This is a genomic window from Burkholderia sp. LAS2 (assembly GCF_018417615.1).
In the GTDB taxonomy this organism is placed as follows: domain Bacteria; phylum Pseudomonadota; class Gammaproteobacteria; order Burkholderiales; family Burkholderiaceae; genus Burkholderia; species Burkholderia sola.
In genome coordinates, this window is sequence record NZ_CP071052.1 from 2029419 (window position 1) to 2050914 (window position 21496).

General features: G+C 65.0%; 15 protein-coding genes. 7 read left to right on the forward strand and 8 right to left on the reverse strand.

Features of this window, described 5'->3' with window-relative positions:
• Positions 1-89: 89 nt before the first annotated feature.
• The 4 genes from JYG37_RS09470 to JYG37_RS09485 all read right to left on the reverse strand — a co-directional run bounded on the left by JYG37_RS09470 (position 90) and on the right by JYG37_RS09485 (position 5026).
• Positions 90-1649 carry a DHA2 family efflux MFS transporter permease subunit gene (locus tag JYG37_RS09470; RefSeq protein WP_050012486.1) on the reverse strand — a complete coding sequence of 520 codons (1560 nt, stop codon included), beginning with the start codon at positions 1647-1649 and terminating at the stop codon, positions 90-92.
• 28 nt (positions 1650-1677) lie between these two features.
• A complete protein-coding gene (locus tag JYG37_RS09475; RefSeq protein ID WP_050012487.1) occupies positions 1678-2892 on the reverse strand; it encodes an HlyD family secretion protein in 1215 nt (404 codons plus the stop codon).
• 52 nt (positions 2893-2944) lie between these two features.
• The gene (locus JYG37_RS09480; protein ID WP_213346043.1) at positions 2945-4447 is read right to left on the reverse strand and encodes an efflux transporter outer membrane subunit; all 1503 of its coding nucleotides are present in this window, start codon (positions 4445-4447) and stop codon (positions 2945-2947) included.
• Between the two features lie 87 nt (positions 4448-4534).
• Positions 4535-5026, reverse strand: a complete 492-nt coding sequence (locus JYG37_RS09485) for a MarR family winged helix-turn-helix transcriptional regulator (RefSeq protein WP_050012489.1) — start codon at positions 5024-5026, stop codon at positions 4535-4537.
• Positions 5027-5331: 305 nt separating this feature from the next.
• On the opposite strand from JYG37_RS09485, the gene typA reads away from it, so the two are divergent.
• The 6 genes from typA to JYG37_RS09515 all read left to right on the forward strand — a co-directional run bounded on the left by typA (position 5332) and on the right by JYG37_RS09515 (position 15023).
• On the forward strand, positions 5332-7158 hold the full coding sequence (gene typA / locus JYG37_RS09490; RefSeq protein WP_006476159.1) for a translational GTPase TypA: 1827 nt from the start codon (positions 5332-5334) through the stop codon (positions 7156-7158).
• 317 nt (positions 7159-7475) lie between these two features.
• Positions 7476-10340, forward strand: a complete 2865-nt coding sequence (locus JYG37_RS09495; RefSeq protein ID WP_050012490.1) for a 2-oxoglutarate dehydrogenase E1 component — start codon at positions 7476-7478, stop codon at positions 10338-10340.
• 135 nt (positions 10341-10475) lie between these two features.
• Complete coding sequence (gene odhB / locus JYG37_RS09500; RefSeq protein ID WP_050012491.1) at positions 10476-11753, forward strand: 2-oxoglutarate dehydrogenase complex dihydrolipoyllysine-residue succinyltransferase; 1278 nt, start codon at positions 10476-10478, stop codon at positions 11751-11753.
• A gap of 81 nt (positions 11754-11834) precedes the next feature.
• Positions 11835-13265: a dihydrolipoyl dehydrogenase gene (gene lpdA / locus JYG37_RS09505; RefSeq protein ID WP_050012492.1), complete on the forward strand. Its 1431-nt coding sequence runs from the start codon at positions 11835-11837 to the stop codon at positions 13263-13265.
• A gap of 100 nt (positions 13266-13365) precedes the next feature.
• Positions 13366-14463, forward strand: coding sequence for a cell division protein ZapE (zapE, locus tag JYG37_RS09510; RefSeq protein WP_027811308.1), 1098 nt, complete (start codon positions 13366-13368; stop codon positions 14461-14463).
• 119 nt (positions 14464-14582) lie between these two features.
• Positions 14583-15023: a transposase gene (locus tag JYG37_RS09515; protein WP_124556363.1), complete on the forward strand. Its 441-nt coding sequence runs from the start codon at positions 14583-14585 to the stop codon at positions 15021-15023.
• Between the two features lie 102 nt (positions 15024-15125).
• On the opposite strand, the gene JYG37_RS09520 is transcribed toward JYG37_RS09515, so the two are convergent.
• The 4 genes from JYG37_RS09520 to JYG37_RS09535 form a co-directional block, all read right to left on the reverse strand.
• Positions 15126-15587 carry a DUF2147 domain-containing protein gene (locus JYG37_RS09520; RefSeq protein WP_213346044.1) on the reverse strand — a complete coding sequence of 154 codons (462 nt, stop codon included), beginning with the start codon at positions 15585-15587 and terminating at the stop codon, positions 15126-15128.
• A gap of 173 nt (positions 15588-15760) precedes the next feature.
• Positions 15761-17446 (reverse strand): ShlB/FhaC/HecB family hemolysin secretion/activation protein, encoded by a 1686-nt coding sequence (locus JYG37_RS09525; protein ID WP_050012495.1) that lies wholly within the window; start codon positions 17444-17446, stop codon positions 15761-15763.
• A 144-nt stretch (positions 17447-17590) separates the two neighbouring features.
• Positions 17591-18934, reverse strand: coding sequence for a collagen-like triple helix repeat-containing protein (locus JYG37_RS09530; protein ID WP_124556364.1), 1344 nt, complete (start codon positions 18932-18934; stop codon positions 17591-17593).
• 37 nt (positions 18935-18971) lie between these two features.
• Positions 18972-20564, reverse strand: a complete 1593-nt coding sequence (locus tag JYG37_RS09535; protein ID WP_213346045.1) for a collagen-like triple helix repeat-containing protein — start codon at positions 20562-20564, stop codon at positions 18972-18974.
• 674 nt (positions 20565-21238) lie between these two features.
• On the opposite strand from JYG37_RS09535, the gene JYG37_RS09540 reads away from it, so the two are divergent.
• The gene (locus JYG37_RS09540) at positions 21239-21409 is read left to right on the forward strand and encodes a Flp family type IVb pilin (protein WP_050012498.1); all 171 of its coding nucleotides are present in this window, start codon (positions 21239-21241) and stop codon (positions 21407-21409) included.
• Positions 21410-21496 lie beyond the last annotated feature (87 nt).

The window sequence follows — 21496 nt, forward strand, 5'->3', positions numbered from 1 at the left end:
GCGAGGCGCGCAAGCGCCATCGCCGGCACAAAAAACCCGGTCGAAATCGACCGGGTTTTTTGTTGGGTGCATTGCGTTGAACGTGGTGCTCAGTGCGCGGCCGACGCCGCCGCACCCGCATCGCCGCCGCCCGCGCGTTCGGGCTTCGTGATCCAGATCAGTCCGATCAGCAGCACGAAGATCGCCGCCGAAATGTAGAACAGATCGTTCACGCCCAGCTGCGCAGCCTGCTGCGTGGCCATGTTGTTTATCAGGCCGTGTGCCTGCTGCTGCGTAAGCCCGAGATTGCCCATCTGAGTGACGGCCTGATTGAACGTCGGGTTGTACGGATTCGTCTGCTCGACCAGCTGCGCGTGGTGGAAGTTGTTGCGGTGGTCCCACGCGGTCTGGAAGATCGACGTGCCGATGCCGCCGCACATGATCCGCACGAAGTTCGACAGGCCGGACGCCGCCGGAATGCGGTGGCCGGGCAGACCCGACAGCGTGATCGACACCAGCGGGATGAAGAAGCCCGCCATCGCGATGCCCTGCACGAGCGTCGGCAGCGTCAGCGACCATTCGTCGACGCCGGTCGTGTAGCGCGAACGCATCCAGAAGCACAGCGCGAACGTGAGGAACGCAGCGGTCGCGATGTAGCGCGGATCGGTGCGCGGCAGGAACTTGCCGGTCAGCGGCGACAGCAGGATCGCGAACAACCCCACGGGCGCCATCACGAGCCCCGCATCGGTGGCCGTATAGCCGATCTGGGTCTGCAGCCACAGCGGCAGCAGCACGAGATTGCCGAAGTAGAGCCCGTAGCCGACCGCAAGCGCGATCGTGCCGCCCGTGAAGTTGCGCATGCGGAACAGCGACAGGTCGACGACCGGATGTTCCGCGGTCAGCTCCCAGATCACGAAGAACGCGAACGAGATGACCGCGATCAACGCGAGCGCGACGATCGTGGTCGACGCGAACCAGTCGAGATCCTTGCCCTTGTCGAGCATGATCTGCAGCGAGCCGACCCACAGCACGAGCAGCGCGAGGCCGACGCCGTCGATCGGCGCGCGGCGCACCGTCGATTCGCGCGTACGGTAGATCGACCACGTGGCAAGCGCGGCGGCGATGCCGACGGGGATGTTCACGTAGAAGATCCAGGGCCACGAATAATTGTCCGAGATCCAGCCGCCGAGGATCGGCCCCGCGACCGGCGCGATCAGCGTCGTCATCGACCACAGGGCGAGCGCCATCGGCGCCTTCGCGCGTGGATAGCTCGACAGCAGCAGCGATTGCGACAGCGGAATCATCGGGCCCGCGACGGCACCCTGGAGCACGCGTGACGCGAGCAGGAATGGCAGGCTCGGCGCCAGCCCGCACATCCACGACGAGATGACGAACAGGATGATCGACGCGAGGAACAGGCGAACTTGCCCGAAACGGTCGGTCAGCCAGCCGGTCAGCGGCACCGAGATTGCGTTGGCGACCGCGAACGACGTGATGACCCACGTGCCCTGGTCGGACGACACGCCGAGGTCGCCCGAGATGGTCGGGATCGCGACGTTCGCGATGGACGTGTCGAGCACGTTCATGAACACCGCGAGCGACACCGCGATCGTGCCGAGCACGAGTTGCCCGCCCTGCAGGGGCGGGTAGGAGACAGGAGCCTGTGCCATGTCGGTTGTCTTTCCGGAGTCGGAACGGTTACATCATTTTCGCGGCGGCGTTCTGCTTCGCCGCGACCGGCGCCGACGCGTTGCCGCCTGCGTTCTCGGCGATGATGCGCGCGATTTCGGCGTCGGCTTCGTCGCCGTATTTCGCGAACACGTTGGTCTCGTAGACGGTGTTCGGCGCGTTGACGAGCTGGTCGCCGCGTTCGTCCTTGATGTCCACGTCGACCTGCATCGACAGGCCGATGCGCAGCGGATGCTTGTCGAGATCCTTCGGGTCGAGCTCGATACGCACCGGCAGGCGCTGCACGACCTTGATCCAGTTGCCGGTCGCGTTCTGCGCCGGCAGCAGCGAGAACGCCGAGCCCGTGCCGGCCGAGAAGCCGACGACCTTGCCGTGGTACGTGACCGACGAACCGTAGATGTCGGCCGTCATCTCGACCGGCTGGCCGATGCGCATGTGCTTCAACTGGACTTCCTTGAAGTTCGCGTCGACCCACACGGCATTGAGCGGCACCACCGACATCAGCGGGTTGCCGGGCGATACGCGCTGGCCGACCTGCACCGAGCGCTTTGCGACGTAGCCGGTGACCGGCGCCGGCAGCACGTTACGCGCGTTCGCGAGGTATGCGTCGCGCACCTTCGCGGCGGCGGCCATCACGTTCGGGTGCGATGCGATCGTCGTGTTCGCGGTCAATGCGCGATTCGATGCGAGCTGCTGCTGGGCGGCGTCGACCGATGCCTGCGCGGCCTTCACCGCGTCGCGGGCGTGCGAGATTTCTTCCTGCGACACGGCGCCCGTCTGCGCGACGGCGAGGCGGCGACGCAGGTCGTCCTGTGCCTTCGACAGGTCGGACTGGCGCAGCGCGACTTGTGCGCGGTACTGGTCGTCGTTGACGAACAGGCCGCGCACCTGGCGCACCGTCTGCGCGAGGTTGGCTTCCGCCTGCTGCAGTGCGACCTGCGAATCGGCCGGGTCGAGCACGACGAGCGGGTCGCCGGCCTTGACCGTTTGCGTGTCGTCCGCCTTCACGGCGATCACGGTGCCGGTGACCTGCGGCGTGATCTGCACGACGTTGCCGTTCACGTACGCATCGTCGGTGTCTTCATGGAAGCGGGCGACGAGGAAGTAGTACAGGCCGTATGCGATGGCCGCGATCACGATGACCGCGACGAGCAGCGTCATCATTCGTTTGCGCTTGCCGTTGTTCTGCGGCTGCGCGCTGGCGGCGTTTTGTTGGTCGCTCATGGCGATTTTCTCCGTCCGTTATTTCGAGTGTCTGCGTAGTGGTGGCGCCGGCTCAGTTGGCGGCTTGTTTGGTCGGCGTGGCCGCATCGGGCGCGGCGAGCGGCGTGCCCGTCGCGTCGAACCCGCCGCCGAGCGCCTTGATCAGCGCGAGCTGCATGTCGCGGCGACGCATCTTCAGGTTGGTCACCGTCTGCTCCGATGCGAGGCGGTTGCTGTCCGCCGTCAGCACTTGCAGTTGCGGCGACAGGCCGGCCTTGTAGCGGATGACCGCGAGATCGTACGCGCGCGTCGATGCGTCGAGCGCACGTTGGGCGTCGCCCATCTGGCGATCGACCGCGCGGATCGACGCGACCTGCGTCGCGACGTCGTTCAGCGCGCTGATCAGCGTCTGGTTGTAGTTCGCGACCGACAGGTCGAAATCGGCGTAGCGGCCCTTGAGCTGGGCGCGCAGCGCGCCGGCATCGAAGATCGGCAGGTGGATCGCCGGGCCGAACTGCGCCTGGCGGCTCGCGAAATTCAGGAATTTGCCCCAGCCGAATGCATCGAAGCCGAAGCCGGCCGCGAGGTTCACGTCGGGGTAGAACTCGGCCTTCGCTTCCTTCACGTCGTGCATCGCGGCTTCGACCTGCCAGCGCGCGGCGACGATGTCGGGGCGGCGCGACACGAGATCGGCCGGCAGGTTGCCGGGCAGCGTGACGTCGCCGCTCGGGTTCATCACGGGCGCCGCGATCTGCAGCCCGCGATCCGGGCCCTTGCCGAGCAGCGCGGCGAGCTGGTAGCGCACCGTCGTGATCTGGCCGTCGAGGTCCGACAGCGAAGCCTGCGTCGTCGCGATGTTGCCGCGGGCCGTCTGGCGTTCGACGTTGGTGTCGAGGCCGGCCGATACGCGGCCGTCGGTGATCTTGCCGACCGTCTCGCGGTTGCTGATCTCGCGCTGCGCGATGTCGCGCAGCGCATAGAGCTGCGCGAGCGAGTTGTAGGTGCGCGCGACCGACGACGCGAGCGTGATGCGCGCCTGCTGCATGTCGGCTTCGGCGGCCTTTTCCTGCGACACGGCCGTGTGCAGGCGTTCGCGGTTCTTGCCCCACAGGTCGAGTTCCCACGACGCGCTCGCGAGCGCGTTGTTCTCGCTGTACCACTGGCCGCCGTACGGAGGCGGGAACAGTGCGTTCGACGAATACAGCTCGCGCGTCCACGAATAGCTGGCTTCGGCCTTCGGCATCAGGTTCGAGCGGGACGATTCGATGTACGACGACGCCTTCGCGATGCGTGCCTGCGCCTGCGCGATCGACGGGTTGCCCTGCAGCGCTTCGTCGATCAGCTTCGGCAGTTGCGGATCGCCGAACTGGCTCGCCCAGTCGAGCGCCGGCCACTGGCCGCCCTGGGCCGGCAGGCTCTGGGCGGATTCGAATTGCGACGCGGGGGCGATCTGCTTGTCGCTCTTGATGCCGATGTAATTCGCGCAGCCCGCCAGCGCCAGCGCGGCGACCGCGGCGGCGACGGCGACGGCGGCGCGGCACGACCCGGCGCGCACGGACAACGGGGAGGTTTTCATCGCGCTAACCCCTGACTCGGAATGAATGATGGACACTGCAAGGATTTCCTTACATTAATCTGTCAAAAGTAATTGTTATGGCAACTATTACGTGACGCTGCCGCCGGCCGTCTCGCAATAGTTGCTGAGAATGCGGCGCAGCATGCTCTTCAGGAACCCGACTTCTTCCGGCGTAAACCCGTCCAGCACCTGGTCGAGCACGCTGCGAAAAATGGGCGGCAGCCGTTCGGCTAGCGCACGGCCTTCGTCGGTGAGTTCGAGGCGCACGACGCGCCGGTCCTCGATGCTGCGCACGCGCGACAGCAGGCCGCGTTTCTCGACCCGGTCGAGCAGGCGCGTGACCGCGCTCGCGTCGATCCCGTATTCGCGCGCCAGTTCGGCGGCCGTCGAACACTTGCCGACCGCGATCATGAACAGCATGCTCGCCTGCGTGCCGGTGATGCCGAGCTCTTCCTGCGTGCGCTGCGTGACGAGGTTGGTCATCACGGACTTCACGCGCGACATCAGATAGCCGACGCTGTCGTTCATCTGATACGTGGACAACGGCGAAACGGGCGGTGGGGTAGGAGAATCCGACATAAAACCCTGAAGCTGCAATAGTTGACTAGGCAGCAGTATAGGCACAATTGCTTGCCGCGGCAAATGTTAATCGAACGGCTAAGCGCCTGCTCGGCACGGCGAGAATCCCTTGTCTCGATAAGGTTTTTCGTCCGGGCGCGGTGGGGCGAAGCGGATTGGCGCAGCCTGTTTTGCTGCGTTGCAACGCGCGGGACAGCTGTCGACACGCACACGTGCTATAATTTGAGGCTCTCCAAGCTGCAACGCGCGCGCCCCGTGGAAAACGAGCGCGCGCGTTTGCGCGTTCAAACGATTTCCAGGTTTCTATGACCCGCGCCCTTCGCAATATCGCCATCATCGCCCACGTCGACCACGGCAAGACCACGCTCGTCGACCAGCTGCTCCGCCAGTCCGGCACCTTCCGCGACAACCAGCAGATTGCGGAGCGGGTGATGGACTCGAACGACATCGAAAAAGAGCGCGGGATCACGATTCTCGCGAAGAACTGCGCGGTCGAATACGAAGGCACGCACGTCAACATCGTCGACACCCCGGGGCACGCGGACTTCGGCGGCGAAGTCGAGCGCGTGCTGTCGATGGTCGACTCGGTGCTGCTGCTCGTCGACGCGGTCGAGGGCCCGATGCCGCAGACGCGCTTCGTCACGAAGAAGGCGCTCGCGCTCGGCCTGAAGCCGATCGTCGTCGTCAACAAGATCGACCGTCCGGGCGCGCGGATCGACTGGGTGATCAACCAGACCTTCGACCTGTTCGACAAGCTCGGCGCGACCGAAGAGCAGCTCGATTTCCCGATCGTCTACGCGTCGGGCCTGAACGGCTATGCGTCGCTCGACCCGGCCGCGCGCGAAGGCGACATGCGCCCGCTGTTCGAGGCGATCCTCGAGCACGTGCCGGTTCGCCCGGCCGATCCGGAAGCGCCGCTGCAGCTCCAGATCACGTCGCTCGACTATTCGACGTACGTCGGCCGGATCGGCGTCGGCCGCATCACGCGCGGCCGGATCAAGCCGGGCCAGCCGGTCGTGATGCGCTTCGGCCCGGAAGGCGACGTGCTGAACCGCAAGATCAATCAGGTGCTGTCGTTCAAGGGCCTGGAGCGCGTGCAGGTCGAATCGGCCGAAGCGGGCGACATCGTGCTGATCAACGGGATCGAAGACGTCGGCATCGGCGCGACGATCTGCGCGGTCGACACGCCGGAAGCGCTGCCGATGATCACCGTCGACGAACCGACGCTGACGATGAACTTCCTCGTCAACTCGTCGCCGCTCGCCGGCCGCGAAGGCAAGTTCGTGACGAGCCGCCAGATCCGCGACCGTCTGATGAAGGAACTGAACCACAACGTCGCGCTGCGCGTGAAGGATACCGGCGACGAAACGGTGTTCGAAGTGTCGGGCCGCGGCGAGCTGCACCTGACGATTCTCGTCGAGAACATGCGCCGCGAAGGCTACGAGCTGGCCGTGTCGCGTCCGCGCGTCGTGATGCAGGAAATCGACGGCGTGCGTCACGAGCCGTACGAGCTGCTGACGGTCGACGTCGAGGACGAGCACCAGGGCGGCGTGATGGAAGAGCTCGGCCGCCGCAAGGGCGAAATGCTCGACATGGCGTCGGACGGCCGCGGCCGTACGCGCCTGGAATACAAGATCTCGGCACGCGGCCTGATCGGCTTCCAGAGCGAATTCCTGACGCTCACGCGCGGCACGGGCCTGATGAGCCACATCTTCGACTCGTACGCACCGGTCAAGGACGGCTCGGTGTTCGAGCGCCGCAACGGCGTGCTGATCTCGCAGGACGACGGCGCGGCCGTGGCCTACGCACTGTGGAAGCTGCAGGATCGCGGCCGCATGTTCGTGAAGCCGGGCGACGCGCTGTATGAGGGCATGATCATCGGCATCCACAGCCGCGACAACGACCTCGTCGTGAACCCGATCAAGGGCAAGCAGCTGACCAACGTGCGCGCGTCGGGTACCGACGAAGCCGTGCGTCTGGTACCGCCGGTCCAGATGTCGCTGGAATACGCGGTCGAATTCATCGACGACGACGAGCTCGTCGAAGTGACGCCGCAGTCGATCCGCCTGCGCAAGCGCTTCCTGAAGGAGCACGAGCGTCGCCGCGCGAGCCGCGAAGGCGCGGTCGACTAAGCATCGACTGTTCCCGCGCACGACGAAAGAGGCTGCCTTCGGGCAGCCTTTTTTGCATTCGCGCATCGCGCAACCGGAGTGCCTGCAAAACACTGTTCCGGCGGGTCGCGGCAATCCGGCAAAACCCCGCCACGCGGTGCTTTCGGGCACATTTCACCGTGAACTCCGGTATCGGTTCTGTGATATGCTGCGCGCACGCAAGTTTTAGGTCCTTCCAAGCAAGACTTGATTCGCAATCCGCTAAACGGTCAGGCCGTGTCGCGGAAGGTTGAGTAACCCGCTATTTCTCGAGAAGCTCGAAGAAAGGTGAGCGTAAAATGTCAGATGTAATGAAGCAGTTTCAGCTGAACTCCTATCTGTTCGGCGGCAATGCTTCGTACGTTGAAGAACTGTACGATGCATACCTCAACAATCCGGCGTCGGTGCCGGAGAACTGGCGAGAGTATTTCGACGCGCTGCAGAACGTGCCCGCGACGGACGGCTCCAACGCCAATGACGTCGCTCACTTCCCGATCGTCGAATCGTTCGCCGAGCGCGCGAAGGCCAATGCCTTCATCCCGCGCGAAAGCACCAGCAATCTGGCAACCGCGCGCAAGCAGGTGCACGTCCAGTCGCTGATCAGCGCCTACCGCTTCCTTGGCTCGCAATGGGCCAACCTCGATCCGCTGAAGCGTCGCGAACGTCCGGCCATTCCGGAACTCGAACCCGCGTTCTACGACTTCTCCGAAGGCGACCTCGACCAGACGTACAGCGCAAGCAACCTGTACTTCGGTTTCGACCAGGCTTCGCTGCGCGACATCGTCAAGGGCCTGCGCGACACGTACTGCGGCACGATCGGCGCCGAGTACATGTACATCAGCGACCCGGAACAGAAGCGCTGGTGGCAGGAGCGCCTGGAATCGACCCGCGCGACGCCGGCTTTCTCGGTCGACAAGAAGAAGCACATCCTGAATCGCCTGACGGCCGCCGAAGGCCTCGAGCGCTACCTGCACACCAAGTACGTCGGCCAGAAGCGCTTCTCGCTCGAAGGCGGCGAAAGCTTCATCGCGGCGATGGACGAAGTCGTCCAGCACGCGGGCAAGAGCGGCGTGCAGGAAATCATCATCGGCATGGCTCACCGCGGCCGTCTGAACGTGCTGGTCAACACGCTGGGCAAGATGCCGGCCGACCTGTTCGCCGAATTCGAAGGCAAGCACGTCGACGACCTGCCGGCCGGTGACGTGAAATACCACAAGGGCTTCTCGTCGGACGTGTCGACGGAAGGCGGCCCGGTCCACCTGTCGCTCGCGTTCAACCCGTCGCACCTCGAAATCGTGAACCCGGTGGTCGAAGGTTCCGCGAAGGCGCGGATGGACCGTCGCGGCGACGAAGACGGCCTGCAGGTGCTGCCGGTGCAGATCCACGGCGACGCGGCCTTCGCCGGCCAGGGCGTCGTGATGGAAACGCTGAACCTCGCGCAGACGCGCGGTTACGGCACGCACGGCACGCTGCACATCGTCATCAACAACCAGATCGGCTTCACGACGTCCGACCCGCGCGACGCGCGCTCGACGCTGTACTGTACCGACGTCGTCAAGATGATCGAAGCGCCGGTGCTGCACGTGAACGGCGACGATCCGGAAGCCGTCGTGCTCGCGATCCAGATCGCGATCGACTACCGGATGCAGTTCCACAAGGATGTCGTGATCGACATCGTCTGCTTCCGCAAGCTGGGTCACAACGAGCAGGACACGCCGGCGGTCACGCAGCCGCTGATGTACAAGAAGATCGCGCAGCACCCGGGCACCCGTGCGCTGTACGCCGAGAAGCTCGTGCAGCAGGGCGTGATCACCGCGGAAGACGCCGACAACTACGTGAAGGCGTACCGCAAGGCGATGGACGACGGTCACCACACCGTCGATCCGGTCCTGTCGAACTACAAGAGCAAGTACGCGGTCGACTGGGTTCCGTTCCTGAACCGCAAATGGACGGATGCAGCCGACACGGCCGTGCCGCTCGCCGAACTGAAGCGCCTGGGCGAACGCATCACCACGGTCCCGGAAAACTTCAAGGTTCACCCGCTCGTCGAGCGCGTGATCAACGACCGCCGCAACATGGCGCGCGGCGACCAGCCGCTCGACTGGGGCATGGGCGAACACCTCGCGTTCGCGTCGCTCGTCGCATCGGGCTACTCGGTGCGCCTGACGGGCCAGGACTCGGGCCGCGGCACGTTCACGCACCGTCACGCGGTGCTGCACGACCAGAACCGCGAGCGCTGGAACGACGGCACGTACGTGCCGCTGCAGAACATCGCCGACGGTCAGGCGAAGTTCACGGTGATCGACTCGGTGCTGTCGGAAGAAGCGGTGCTGGGCTTCGAATACGGTTACTCGACCGCCGAGCCGAACACGCTCGTGCTGTGGGAAGCGCAGTTCGGCGACTTCGTCAACGGCGCGCAGGTCGTGATCGACCAGTTCATCTCGTCGGGCGAAGTGAAGTGGGGCCGCGTGTCCGGTCTCACGATGCTGCTGCCGCACGGCTACGAAGGCCAGGGTCCGGAACACTCGTCCACGCGTATCGAGCGTTTCCTGCAACTGTGTGCCGACCACAACATGCAGGTCGTCCAGCCGACGACGCCGGCGCAGATCTTCCACCTGCTGCGTCGCCAGATGATCCGTCTGTTCCGCAAGCCGCTGATCGTCGCCACGCCGAAGTCGCTGCTGCGCCACAAGGAAGCGGTGTCGGATCTGTCGGAACTGGCGAAGGGTTCGTTCCAGCCGGTGCTGGGCGAAACCGATGGTGGCATCGACGCGAAGAAGGTCAAGCGCGTGCTGGCATGCTCGGGCCGCGTGTATTACGACCTCGTCGCGCATCGCCGTGAAGCGAAGGCGAACGACGTCGCGATCATCCGTATCGAGCAGCTGTATCCGTTCGCGCACAAGCAGTTCGAAGCCGAAATGAAGAAGTACGAGAACGCGACTGAAGTGGTCTGGGTGCAGGACGAGCCGCAGAACCAGGGCCCCTGGTTCTACGTCGAGCACCACCTGAAGGAAGGCATGAAGGAAGGGCAGAAGCTGGCATACAGCGGCCGTCCGGCTTCGGCCTCGCCGGCGGTTGGCTACTACGCGAAGCACTACGAGCAGCAGAAGGCCCTGATCGAAGGGGCATTCGGCCGCCTGAAGAGCGCATCGATCGCGAAATAACCGACGTCAAGCGACACGGGAAGGCGCGCGGCGCTTTCCCGTCCCTTTTGGCCCCCGCGCGCGTCGCGCGCCGCACCGGCCGAAGGAATCGCACGAACCTCGTCACACCCCAGATTAAGCATCCAGGAAAATCACATGGCTATCGTAGAAGTCAAAGTCCCCCAGCTGTCGGAGTCGGTGTCGGAAGCCACCATGCTGCAGTGGAAGAAGAAGCCGGGCGAAGCAGTCGCGCAGGACGAAATCCTGATCGAACTCGAGACCGACAAGGTCGTCCTCGAAGTGCCGGCGCCGGCAGCGGGCGTGCTCGCGCAAGTGCTGCAGAACGACGGTGACACGGTGGTCGCCGACCAGATCATCGCGACGATCGACACCGAAGCGAAGGCAGGTGCTGCCGAAGCAGCGGCAGGCGCCGCCGAAGTCAAGCCGGCCGCCGCGCCTGCAGCAGCCGCGCCGGCCGCCCAGCCGGCTGCCGCGACCGCATCGAGCTCGGCCGCCGCATCGCCGGCCGCCGCGAAGCTGCTGGCCGAGAAGGGCCTGTCGACGGGCGACGTCGCAGGGTCGGGCCGCGACGGCCGCGTCACGAAGGGCGACGCGCTGGCAGCAGGCAGCGCACCGAAGGCGGCTCCGGCCGCCGCACCGGCGAAGACCGCCGCCGCGAAGCCGGCACTGCCGGAAGTGAAGGTGCCGGCGTCGGCAGCGACCTGGCTGAACGACCGTCCGGAACAGCGCGTGCCGATGTCGCGCCTGCGTGCGCGTATCGCCGAGCGTCTGCTCGAATCGCAGCAGACCAACGCGATCCTGACGACGTTCAACGAAGTGAACATGGCGCCGGTCATGGAGCTGCGTAACAAGTACAAGGACAAGTTCGAGAAGGAACACGGCGTGAAGCTCGGCTTCATGTCGTTCTTCGTGAAGGCGGCCGTGCATGCGCTGAAGAAGTTCCCGCTCGTGAACGCGTCGATCGACGGTAACGACATCGTCTATCACGGCTACTTCGACATCGGTATCGCGGTCGGTTCGCCGCGCGGCCTGGTCGTGCCGATCCTGCGCAACGCGGATCAGCTGAGCCTCGCCGAGATCGAGAAGAAGATCGCCGAATTCGGCCAGAAGGCGAAGGACGGCAAGCTGTCGATCGAGGAAATGACGGGCGGTACGTTCTCGATCTCGAACGGCGGCGTGTTCGGCTCGATGCTGTCGACCCCGATCATCAACCCGCCGCAGTCGGCCATCCTCGGCGTGCACGCGACGAAGGAGCGTCCGGTCGTCGAAAACGGCCAGATCGTGATCCGCCCGATCAACTACCTCGCGCTGTCGTACGACCACCGCATCATCGACGGCCGCGAAGCCGTGCTGTCGCTCGTCGCGATGAAGGATGCGCTGGAAGATCCGGCACGCCTGCTGCTCGACCTGTAAGCCGAGTCTCACCGCATCGATCCGTTCCGTGGGTTCGCGCCCAAGCGCGAACCCACGGGCGTACAAGTAGAAAGGATTGTCATGTCCAAGGAATTTGACGTCGTCGTGATCGGCGCCGGCCCCGGCGGCTACATCGCCGCGATTCGCGCCGCGCAGCTCGGCAAGACCGTTGCCTGTATCGAGAAGTGGAAGAACCCGGCCGGCGCGCTGAAGCTCGGCGGCACTTGCCTGAACGTCGGCTGCATCCCGTCGAAGGCGCTGCTCGCGTCGTCGGAAGAGTTCGAGAACACGTCGCATCACCTGGCCGACCACGGCATCACGGTCGACGGCGTGAAGATCGACGTCGCGAAGATGCTCGGCCGCAAGGACGCGATCGTCGAGAAGATGACGAGCGGGATCGAGTTCCTGTTCAAGAAGAACAAGATCACCTGGCTGAAGGGCCATGGCAAGTTCACCGGCAAGACCGACGCCGGCGTGCAGATCGAAGTGAGCGGCGAGGGTGAAACCGAAGTCGTCACCGCGAAGAACGTGATCATCGCGACGGGCTCGAAGGCGCGTCACCTGCCGAACATCCCGGTCGACAACAAGATCGTGTCGGACAACGAAGGTGCGCTGACGTTCGACGCGGTGCCGAAGAAGCTCGCCGTGATCGGCGCGGGCGTGATCGGCCTCGAGCTCGGCTCGGTATGGCGTCGCCTGGGTGCCGAAGTGACGGTGCTCGAAGCGCTGCCGGCGTTCCTCGGCGCAGCCGACGAAGCGCTCGCGAAGGAAGCGGCGAAGCTGTTCAAGAAGCAGGGCCTCGACATCCATCTCGGCGTGAAGATCGGCGACGTGAAGACGAGCGCCGACGGCGTGTCGATCGCGTACACGGACAAGGACGGTAACGCGCAGACGCTCGACGCCGACCGCCTGATCGTGTCGGTCGGCCGCGTGCCGAACACCGACAACCTCGGCCTCGAGGCCATCGGCCTGAAGGCCAACGAGCGCGGCTTCATCGACGTGGACGACCACTGCCGCACGGCGGTGCCGAACGTGTACGCGATCGGTGACGTGGTGCGCGGCCCGATGCTCGCGCACAAGGCGGAAGACGAAGGCGTGCTGGTCGCGGAAGTGATCGACGGCCAGAAGCCGCACATCGACTACAACTGCATTCCTTGGGTGATCTACACGTACCCGGAAATCGCATGGGTCGGCAAGACGGAGCAGCAGCTCAAGGCCGAAGGCCGCGAGATCAAGTCGGGCAAGTTCCCGTTCTCGATCAACGGCCGCGCGCTCGGCATGAACGCGCCGGACGGTTTCGTGAAGATGATCGCGGACGCGAAGACCGACGAACTGCTCGGCGTGCATGTGATCGCGGCGAACGCGTCGGACCTGATCGCGGAAGCCGTGGTGGCGATGGAGTTCAAGGCGGCGTCGGAAGACATCGCCCGCATCTGCCATCCGCACCCGTCGATGTCGGAAGTGATGCGCGAAGCGGCGCTCGCGGTCGACAAGCGCTCGCTGAACAGCTGAGCGCGGTATAGCGCCGGCCGGCCACCGGCTGGCGCAACCGTCTCATGACGAGGGCGGGCGGGTTTTTCCCGCTCGCCTTTGTTTTTTCCGGTTTGCCCTGATGAACGTCACCGAATACTACACGCGCGAACTGACCACGCGCGGCTATCAGTCCGATCCCGCTCAGCGCGCGGCCGTCGATCGCCTGCAGCGCTGTTTCGACGAATGGGTCGACTACAAGGCGCGCCGCTCGAACGCGTTCAAGAAGCTCATCAATCACCCGGATCTCCCGCGCGGCGTCTACATGTGGGGCGGTGTCGGCCGTGGCAAGAGCTTCCTGATGGACAGCTTCTACGCGGTGGTGCCCGTGCAGCGCAAGACGCGCCTGCATTTCCACGAATTCATGCGCGAAGTGCACCGCGAGCTCGAGGAGCTGAAAGGGCAGGCCGATCCGCTCGACGAACTCGCACGACGCATCGCGAAGCGTTACCGGCTGATCTGCTTCGACGAGTTCCACGTGTCGGACATCGCCGACGCGATGATCCTGTACCGCCTGCTCGACCGCCTGTTCAACAACGGCGTGCAGTTCGTGATGACGTCCAATTACGATCCCGACGACCTGTATCCGGATGGCCTGCATCGCGACCGCATGCTGCCGGCGATCGCGCTGATCAAGGAAAAGCTCGACGTGCTCAACGTCGACGCGGGGGTCGACTATCGCCAGCGCACGCTCGCGCAGGTGAAGATGTATCACACGCCGCTCGGCGCGGAGGCCGATCGCGAACTACGCCATGCATTCGGCAAGCTCGCGGCCGTGCCCGACGAGAGTCCGATCCTGCATATCGAGAAGCGCGAGCTGAAGGCGCTGCGCAAGGCGGACGGCGTCGTGTGGTTCGATTTCGCGACGCTGTGCGGTGGCCCGCGTTCGCAGAACGATTACCTCGAGCTGGCGAGCCGCTTCCATGCGATCGTGCTGTCCGAGGTGCCGCAGATGTCGCCGCGGATGGCGTCCGAAGCGCGCCGCTTCACGTGGCTCATCGACGTGCTGTACGACCACAAGGTCAAGCTGCTGATGTCCGCGGCGGTGCCGGCCGAGGCGTTGTACGTCGAAGGGCCGATGGCCAACGAATTCGCGCGTACGGTCTCGCGCATCGTCGAGATGCAGTCGAAGGAATATATCGAGACGCCGCGCCGCATCGTCGATACGTCGTTGACCTGAGCCGATTGCCGGCTCGGGTAATTGGCGACATTTAAACGTCAATTTCGGTTAAATTCAGCGAATCTCAGGGTATTTTCGGATTTGTCTTATATTCATCGTTGAGGTGAGCCGATATTGTGGTGTCATGGTTATTAAGGCTGGAGATGTCCATGACCCCGTATCGCGATTTGACCGACCACCAATGGCGCTGCGTCGCGCCGCTTCTGCCCGAAATGCAGCCGCGCACCGAATTGCGCGGCCGGCCGTTAGCCAATACGCGCGCCGTGCTGAACGGCGTGCTCTGGGTGATCTACAGTGGCGCGACATGGTCGGCCATGCCGCGCCGTTACCCGTCGTATCAAACATGCCATCGACGCTTCAAGGCGTGGCACGAAACGGGCACGCTGATGAACGTGATGCGTGAGCTCTATGGCGACGTCGGCATGAATCTCTGCAATGAGCTGTCCGCGCGGATGCGCAAGCACACGCAATCGAAGGCGGCGGAGGCGCGTAGCCACGCGGCACCCGCATATCGTGCGCCGGGCAGCTATCCATCGGATGCGATGAAGCACGCGGCGTGAAGCCCATCGGTTTTTCGTTGTGCGTGCACCAAAAGAAATCGGCCTGGCGACGTCGTCGCAGGCCGATTTTTCATTGAGCCGCGCGTACTCGCGCGTACGGCGTTATTGCTGGCGCACCCAGGTCTGCGACCGGCCCAGCAGCGACACGCCGATGTAGCCGCGCACCACGAGCTTCTGGCCGCCGTCTTCAAGCGTCATCTTGCACTTGTAGACCTTGCCGTTCTCCGGGTCGAGAATGTTGCCGCTGTCCCAGTGGTCGCCGTCCTTCTTCATCGCCTTGATGATCGTCATGCCCTTGATGAGCTGATCCTTGCGCTCGTCCGTGCATGCGGTGCAGCGGCGATCGGGCGTATCATTCGCGCCGAGGCCCTTGACGACCTTGCCCGTCAGCGCTCCGTCGCCGTCCTCGGCGATCTGCACGAGCGCCTTCGGTTGATGGGTGTTGTCGTCGATCGTTTGCCACATGCCGATGGGGCTGTCGGCTTGTGCAAACGTGGGGGCTGCGCACGCGAGCAGGGCGCCGGCGATGGCGAGTGCACGCAACGGGCGAGTCAGTTGAATCATTGTCATCCTCCTTGTTTTGCATGTCTGTTCGATTCGCTCGCACGACCGTCTGCATGGGGCGGGCATGTTGCGAGCTTCGCCAGAATACGTGAAACCGCACGCCGCGTTTGATAGAGGGGACTCTAATCGAAACGGCCAGCATGACGCTCGCCGTTCGTGACTTTGGTGACCGATCAGTTGAGCTGATAAGAGAACGCCGCGTTGATGCGCGGGCTGCGTGACGCGCTTTCGACCGGCGCATCGCCGACCGGTTTGGCGACGTTCAGGTCGAGGCTGTAGTAGCGGCTGTCCGTGAGTCGCACGCCGATGCCGACCGACGACATGCGATTCGGCGATGGCGTGCCCGCGTGCAGATACACGCGCGCCATGTCGTATGCGATGTACGGCGTGATCGATTTCAGATACGTCCAGCCCGGCGTGAAGCCGCGGTTGACTTCGAGCGACATCCCCCAGCCCGAGTCGCCCGACGTTTCACCCGGCTGATAGCCGAGCGCATAGCGGGTCGAGCCGAACGAGATCTGCTCGGACGTCGGCAGCGAATCGGGACTGTATTGCCCGGTCAGCGACACCGACGTGCCGATGCGGAACGGCCATTCGTTCGTCTGCGTGAAGGTCGCGCCGGTTCGAACGAAGGTCAGCGAGATCGGGCTGTCCGCCGAGATCGTCGTCGTACCGATAGTCGTGTCCTGCGCTTTCGACGCGCCGAGGATGTTGAAGCCCTTCGCGACGTTGACGCTCAGCTTCTGCACCTGTTTCGGCTGGACGCTCGTGTAGTCGAGCTGCATCTGCAGCACGCGGACTTGCGAGCGCGTATCGATGCTGTTGCCGTTGATTTTGCTCTGGTAACGGTCTTCGTTGTGCGACGCATAGCCAGACACGGTACCGAGCAGGCTACGCTGATTGTTCAGCAAGATCGGATAGGAGGCCGAAAGACCGAGCTTCTCGTTCTTGACCGTGCGCTCGACCGACGACGGCAGGCCGGGGTTGTCGGTCGGCTTGCCGCGATACGTGCTGGCATCGAGGCGCGTGATGAGGCCGTTGCTGCCGATCGGCACCGCGCCGCTGAACGCGAAGTAGGTCTGCTTGTCGCGTCCCGGCGGCGCGAGCGCCGAGATGCTCAACTGCTCGCCGAACCGCGTGAGGCCGTTTTCGGTCGCGGTGATGAGGCCCTGGACGCCCGGGTGGTTGAAGTCGATCCCCGTGCTGACGTTGAACGGCTTGCGATCGACCGCGAGTTCGAGCGTCGTCGCGCCGTCGGTGGTTTGCGGCGGCGGCACGTTCGCCTTCACCGTGAGGCCCGGCAACAGCCCGAACGTGTTCACGTAACGCTCGAACGTCGCGCGGCGCAGCGGGCGATCGTCCGTGATGTGGGCAGCAATCGCGCGAATCTTGGGTTCCATCGCGCCGGGTTTGCCGGTGACCTTGACGTCCGACACATAGCCTTCCACCACCGTGATGCGCACGACGCCGTTCTCGAACGTCTGCGCGGGAACGAACGCGAACGACAGCGCGTAGCCGCGTTCCTGATACAGCTTCGTCACGCCGTTGGCGGTTTCGATCAGCTCGCCGATCGTGATGTCCTTGCCGACGAGCGGTGTGAAGCGGCGCGTGATTTCCTCGAACGGTATCGACTTCACGCCTTCGACCTGGAACGTCTTCGGCGTCAGGTGCCGCGACAGCAGCTCCTGCAATTGCGGCGCCTGCGGCGCGACCTGAACGGTGACGTTCGGGCCCGTCTTCGGTGCGTTGATCTGGGGAAGGGAGTCGAGCGGGTTGCCGCCGACGCGCGTTTGCGCCTGTGCCGTGCCTGCTGCCGCGATGGCGAGCAGCATCATCCATCTGTCGAGTCTGGATTTCATTGTTCTTCCTCGTAGGCCTTGCTTTTCGTCTTCTTTGTAATGCCGGCGCGCGACACCCAGGTGTCGCGCGCCGCGTGCCGCCATGCCGGTTGTGTTCGTACGGCCGCGTCATTCGCTCCGGCTGCGATGACGCGACCGTCCTCCTTACTTGCCGACGCTACCCAGCGTACCCAGCAACCCCGTGACCGGTGCCAGCAGGCCCGTCGAACCGCTGCCCGACGATGCCGTACCCGACACGCTGCCGACCAGCGACGTGACCGGCGCGAGCGGGCTCGAGCCCCCGGACCCTGCTGCACCGCCCACTGCTCCGGTGACAGTATTCAGCAAACCGGTGACGGGCGCGAGAGGGTTTGCACTGCCTGCGCCGCCCGTCGCGCCGCCGAGCGCGCCGGTGACCGTCGAGACGAGGCCCGTGACCGGTGCGAGCGGGCCGCTGCCCGAGCCGCCCGTTGCGCCGGTGAGCGAGCCGAGCGGTGTCGAACCGAGACCCGACAGCAGGCCGCCGAGCGGATTCGTCGAAGCGGAACCCGACGACGAGCCGTTCTGGACGGTTGCCGTCGAGCCGCCGACGAGGCTTGTGATCAGGCCGGGGATCGGTGCTGCGCCGTTCGGGCCGTTCGGATTGACGAGGCCGCCCGCGTTGGTCACGGTATTGCCGACCGCGGTCACGAGCTGACCGACGTCGCCGACGAGCGGCTGGCTCGACGTCCCGCCGACCTGCTTGCCGGCCGAGCTGATCGCGCCGCCGATCTGGCCGAGCAGGCCCGACACGGGTTGGCCGAGACCGGTCGTCGTGCCGACCTGCTGCGTGACCTGGCCGGCCGTGATCACGAGCGGCGTGATCGCCGAGCTGATCGGTTGCGTGACCTGCTGCACGGCGCCCGACGACAGCGTCGAGCCGATCGTCGTGCCGGCGGCCGTCAGGCCGTTGGCGACCGTGTCGAGCACGGTGCCGACCGGCGTCGTGACCGGTGCGAGCGGCGCCAGCGGGCCCGCGCCCAGCGCCTTGACCGTCGAGCTCAGGCCGGACACCGTGTTGCTCGTCGCGCCGACGACGTTGCCGAGACCGGCGACCGTCGTGCCGACCGGATCTTTGATCGAGCCGGTCTGGCCGAGCCCGTTGCTCAACGCATCGGCGGCCGCGTCGATGATCGTGCCGGTGCTCGACACGGTGCTGCCGACGCCCTTCGTCACGCCGTCGCCGAGGCCCGGCAGGCTGACGTTCCCGATGGTGCTGCCAAGGTCGGTGGCGGTTTGGCCGAGCGTGCTGACGGCGCCCTTGGTACCGGTCGTCGTGCCGCTGGTGCCGCTCGTCCCGCTGGTACCGCTCGTGCCACTGGTGCCGCTCGTCCCGCTGGTGCTGCCGCTCGGCGGCGCGCTGACGCTGTTGCCGCCGCACGCGGCGAGCAGGCAGGCCGTCGCGAAAACGGTAAGGGGTACGCGCCATTGGCGCAGGGTGGTCGTCGTGTTGGAACGCTGGGACATGATGGACTCCTCGCTGTCTTGTCGATGAATGGATGTCGGATTACTTGTGCGTGCCGCCGAGCAAGCCGCCGATCAGCGACGTGACGGGTGCGAGCAGGTTCGTGCCGGAGCCGGAGCTCGTGACGGCACCCGTGCCGCCGCTCAGCGCCGGCGCGCCGACGGTGCTGGTGGCTGCGGGGACCGGCGCTGCAATCGGATTGCCGCCGCCCGTTACGCCGCCGAGTGCGCCGGTGACCGCGGAGACGAGGCCCGTCACCGGGGCGAGCGGGCTGCCGCTGCCGCCTGCCGCACCGCCGAGCGCGCCCGTCACGGTGGAGACCAAGCCGGTGACGGGTGCGAGCGGGCTGCCGCCCGCGCCGCCCGCCACACCGCCGAGCGCGCCGGTGACAGTGGAGACCAGGCCGGTGACCGGAGCCAGCGGGCCGCCGCCTGCGCCGCCTGCGGCGCCGCCGAGCGCGCCGGTGACGGTGGAGACGAGGCCGGTAACCGGAGCCAGCGGGCCGCCGCTCGTGCCGCCTGCTGCACCGCCCAGACCGCCGACGGTGCCGAGGAGGCCGGCGAGCGGCGCGAGCGGATTCGTCACGCCGCCCGTGCCACCTGTGAGCAGGCCGCCGACGGCCTTCACGGTGTTGCCCGTCGACGAGACGGTGCCGCCGAGGCCCGTGGTGACCGGGTTGCCGCCCGTCGATGCGATCAGCGCGCCGGCCTGGCTCAGCCCGTTGCCGATCGTGCCGAGCAGCGTGTTGACCGGTGCGCCGAGGCCGGTTGCCGCGCCGATCGTCTGCGTCGTCTGGCCGACCATCGTCGTGATCGGCGTGATGGCCGAGCTGACCGTTTGCGTGACTTGCTGGATCGGGCCGGTCGACAGCGCGTTGGTGAGCGTGGTGCCGCCGTTCGACACGGCGCCGCCGAGCGTCGATACGAGGCCGCCGACGGCGCCCGTGACCGGCGCGAGCGGCGACAGCGGGCCGCTGCCGAGGCTCGTGACCAGATTGCCGGTTTGCGTGACTGCGCCGCCGAGCTGATTGACCACGCCGCCGGTGCTGGCGACCGTGGTGCCGACCGGATCCTTCGTCGCGCCGAGCTGGCCGAGGCCGCTGCCGAGGCCATTGCCCAGCGCGGTGACCGCGCCGCCTACGCTTTGCACGATGCCGCCCGCGGCTTGCGTGGTGCCCGGATTGACGCCCGGCAGCGACTGGCCGGCGATGACGGTGCCGAGACCCGAGACGGCGCCGCCGAGCCCCGTGGGGATCGTGCTGGCTTGTGCGAGGACAGTTCCCACGGCGTTCGACGAGACACCCGAGGTGCCGGACGTACCGCTCGTACCCGAAGTTCCGCTGGTGCCGGACGTGCCGCTCGTACCCGAAGTTCCGCTGGTGCCGGAGGTACCGCTCGTGCCGCTCGTACCCGAGGTCCCGCTGGTGCCGGAGGTGCCGCTCGTACCCGAGGTGCCGCTCGTGCCGTTGCCGCCCGACGTGGAGATCGTATCGCCGCCGCCCGAGCTGGAACCGCCGCCGAGGCCCTGGCTGATGGAGCCGGAGCCGCCGCACGCGGAGAGGGAGAGCATGGCTGCAACGGTGGCCGCGATCAGAGTCGTCCGGAACACGCCATGAGGGATAACCTTAATGTCCATTTCTTCCTCGCATTAAAAATGTGTTGTGAACTGCGTTGTGTTGAGTGGTGCGAGGACTACTCTGCAACTGTCGTGCCATTTCGAGGCCCGACGGTTCGACAACCGGTTTTAAACGAGGCAATTCCTTGTCGGAAAAGGAAGTCGCGGGAATTGAAAGATTGTTGAATCTGTTTAAAAGCAGATGAATGAGAACGGTTTCGGCCGTTTCGTAACGTAACGTCACAACATTGGCGTTACGCGTGCGGCGTAACGTGGGCCCCGCGCAGGCTTGGTGGACACGGCAATGGTTTTACTGATGGATTAGGTGTGCACATCTAACCTATCGTAAATCCTATGTGTAAGTCGTACCGAAACGCCGTACAAATACGTCGTGCTCCTGGTCTTTTTTTCCGTCAGAGCGGTTAAAAGAGGTTGGAATTTAAATAGGAACGGATATAGAATCGGGAGCAGATGTAAGGAAATGTACGGTTCGGTACACTACGTTCGAGGAGGAGCGCTATCGCGAATGTTAACTTGCATCAAATCGTGAGCAATGCCCTTCGGGGCGACCTATAAAGAAAGCGCACCCGGTTGACGTTACAGCAGATGTGACGAACGGTTGGGGCAAACGGCCAGAATGCGGGGATGTATACGTATAAAGGCCAGAAAACGTAAATACAGGCACGAGGAATAAAATGAAAGCAATCATCAAGCGTTTCCTTAAGGAAGAAGACGGGGTTACCGCAGTCGAGTATGGCCTCATCGCAGGGCTGATCGCCGTTGCTCTCGTCACTGCCGTTGGCACGTTGACGGGCGGCATTTCCGGGGCGTTCAGCTACATCGCGAACCAGCTACCGAAGGCATAACGAACGAGCTTTTGCTCATTTCCCTGTTGTCAGGGGCGCGGATTGCTTCGCAAACCCGCGCGGTAAGTTTTGCCGTTCGGGGCGCAA

Bases quoted from the DNA above. Each gene is read 5' to 3' on its own strand.
- JYG37_RS09470 (WP_050012486.1), bottom strand. From the start codon at position 1,649: ATGGCACAGGCTCCTGTCTCCTACCCGCCCCTGCAGGGCGGGCAACTC.
- JYG37_RS09475 (WP_050012487.1), bottom strand. From the start codon at position 2,892: ATGAGCGACCAACAAAACGCCGCCAGCGCGCAGCCGCAGAACAACGGC.
- JYG37_RS09480 (WP_213346043.1), bottom strand. From the start codon at position 4,447: ATGAAAACCTCCCCGTTGTCCGTGCGCGCCGGGTCGTGCCGCGCCGCC.
- JYG37_RS09485 (WP_050012489.1), bottom strand. From the start codon at position 5,026: ATGTCGGATTCTCCTACCCCACCGCCCGTTTCGCCGTTGTCCACGTAT.
- typA (WP_006476159.1), top strand. From the start codon at position 5,332: ATGACCCGCGCCCTTCGCAATATCGCCATCATCGCCCACGTCGACCAC.
- JYG37_RS09495 (WP_050012490.1), top strand. From the start codon at position 7,476: ATGTCAGATGTAATGAAGCAGTTTCAGCTGAACTCCTATCTGTTCGGC.
- odhB (WP_050012491.1), top strand. From the start codon at position 10,476: ATGGCTATCGTAGAAGTCAAAGTCCCCCAGCTGTCGGAGTCGGTGTCG.
- lpdA (WP_050012492.1), top strand. From the start codon at position 11,835: ATGTCCAAGGAATTTGACGTCGTCGTGATCGGCGCCGGCCCCGGCGGC.
- zapE (WP_027811308.1), top strand. From the start codon at position 13,366: ATGAACGTCACCGAATACTACACGCGCGAACTGACCACGCGCGGCTAT.
- JYG37_RS09520 (WP_213346044.1), bottom strand. From the start codon at position 15,587: ATGATTCAACTGACTCGCCCGTTGCGTGCACTCGCCATCGCCGGCGCC.
- JYG37_RS09525 (WP_050012495.1), bottom strand. From the start codon at position 17,446: ATGAAATCCAGACTCGACAGATGGATGATGCTGCTCGCCATCGCGGCA.
- JYG37_RS09535 (WP_213346045.1), bottom strand. From the start codon at position 20,564: ATGGACATTAAGGTTATCCCTCATGGCGTGTTCCGGACGACTCTGATC.
- JYG37_RS09540 (WP_050012498.1), top strand. From the start codon at position 21,239: ATGAAAGCAATCATCAAGCGTTTCCTTAAGGAAGAAGACGGGGTTACC.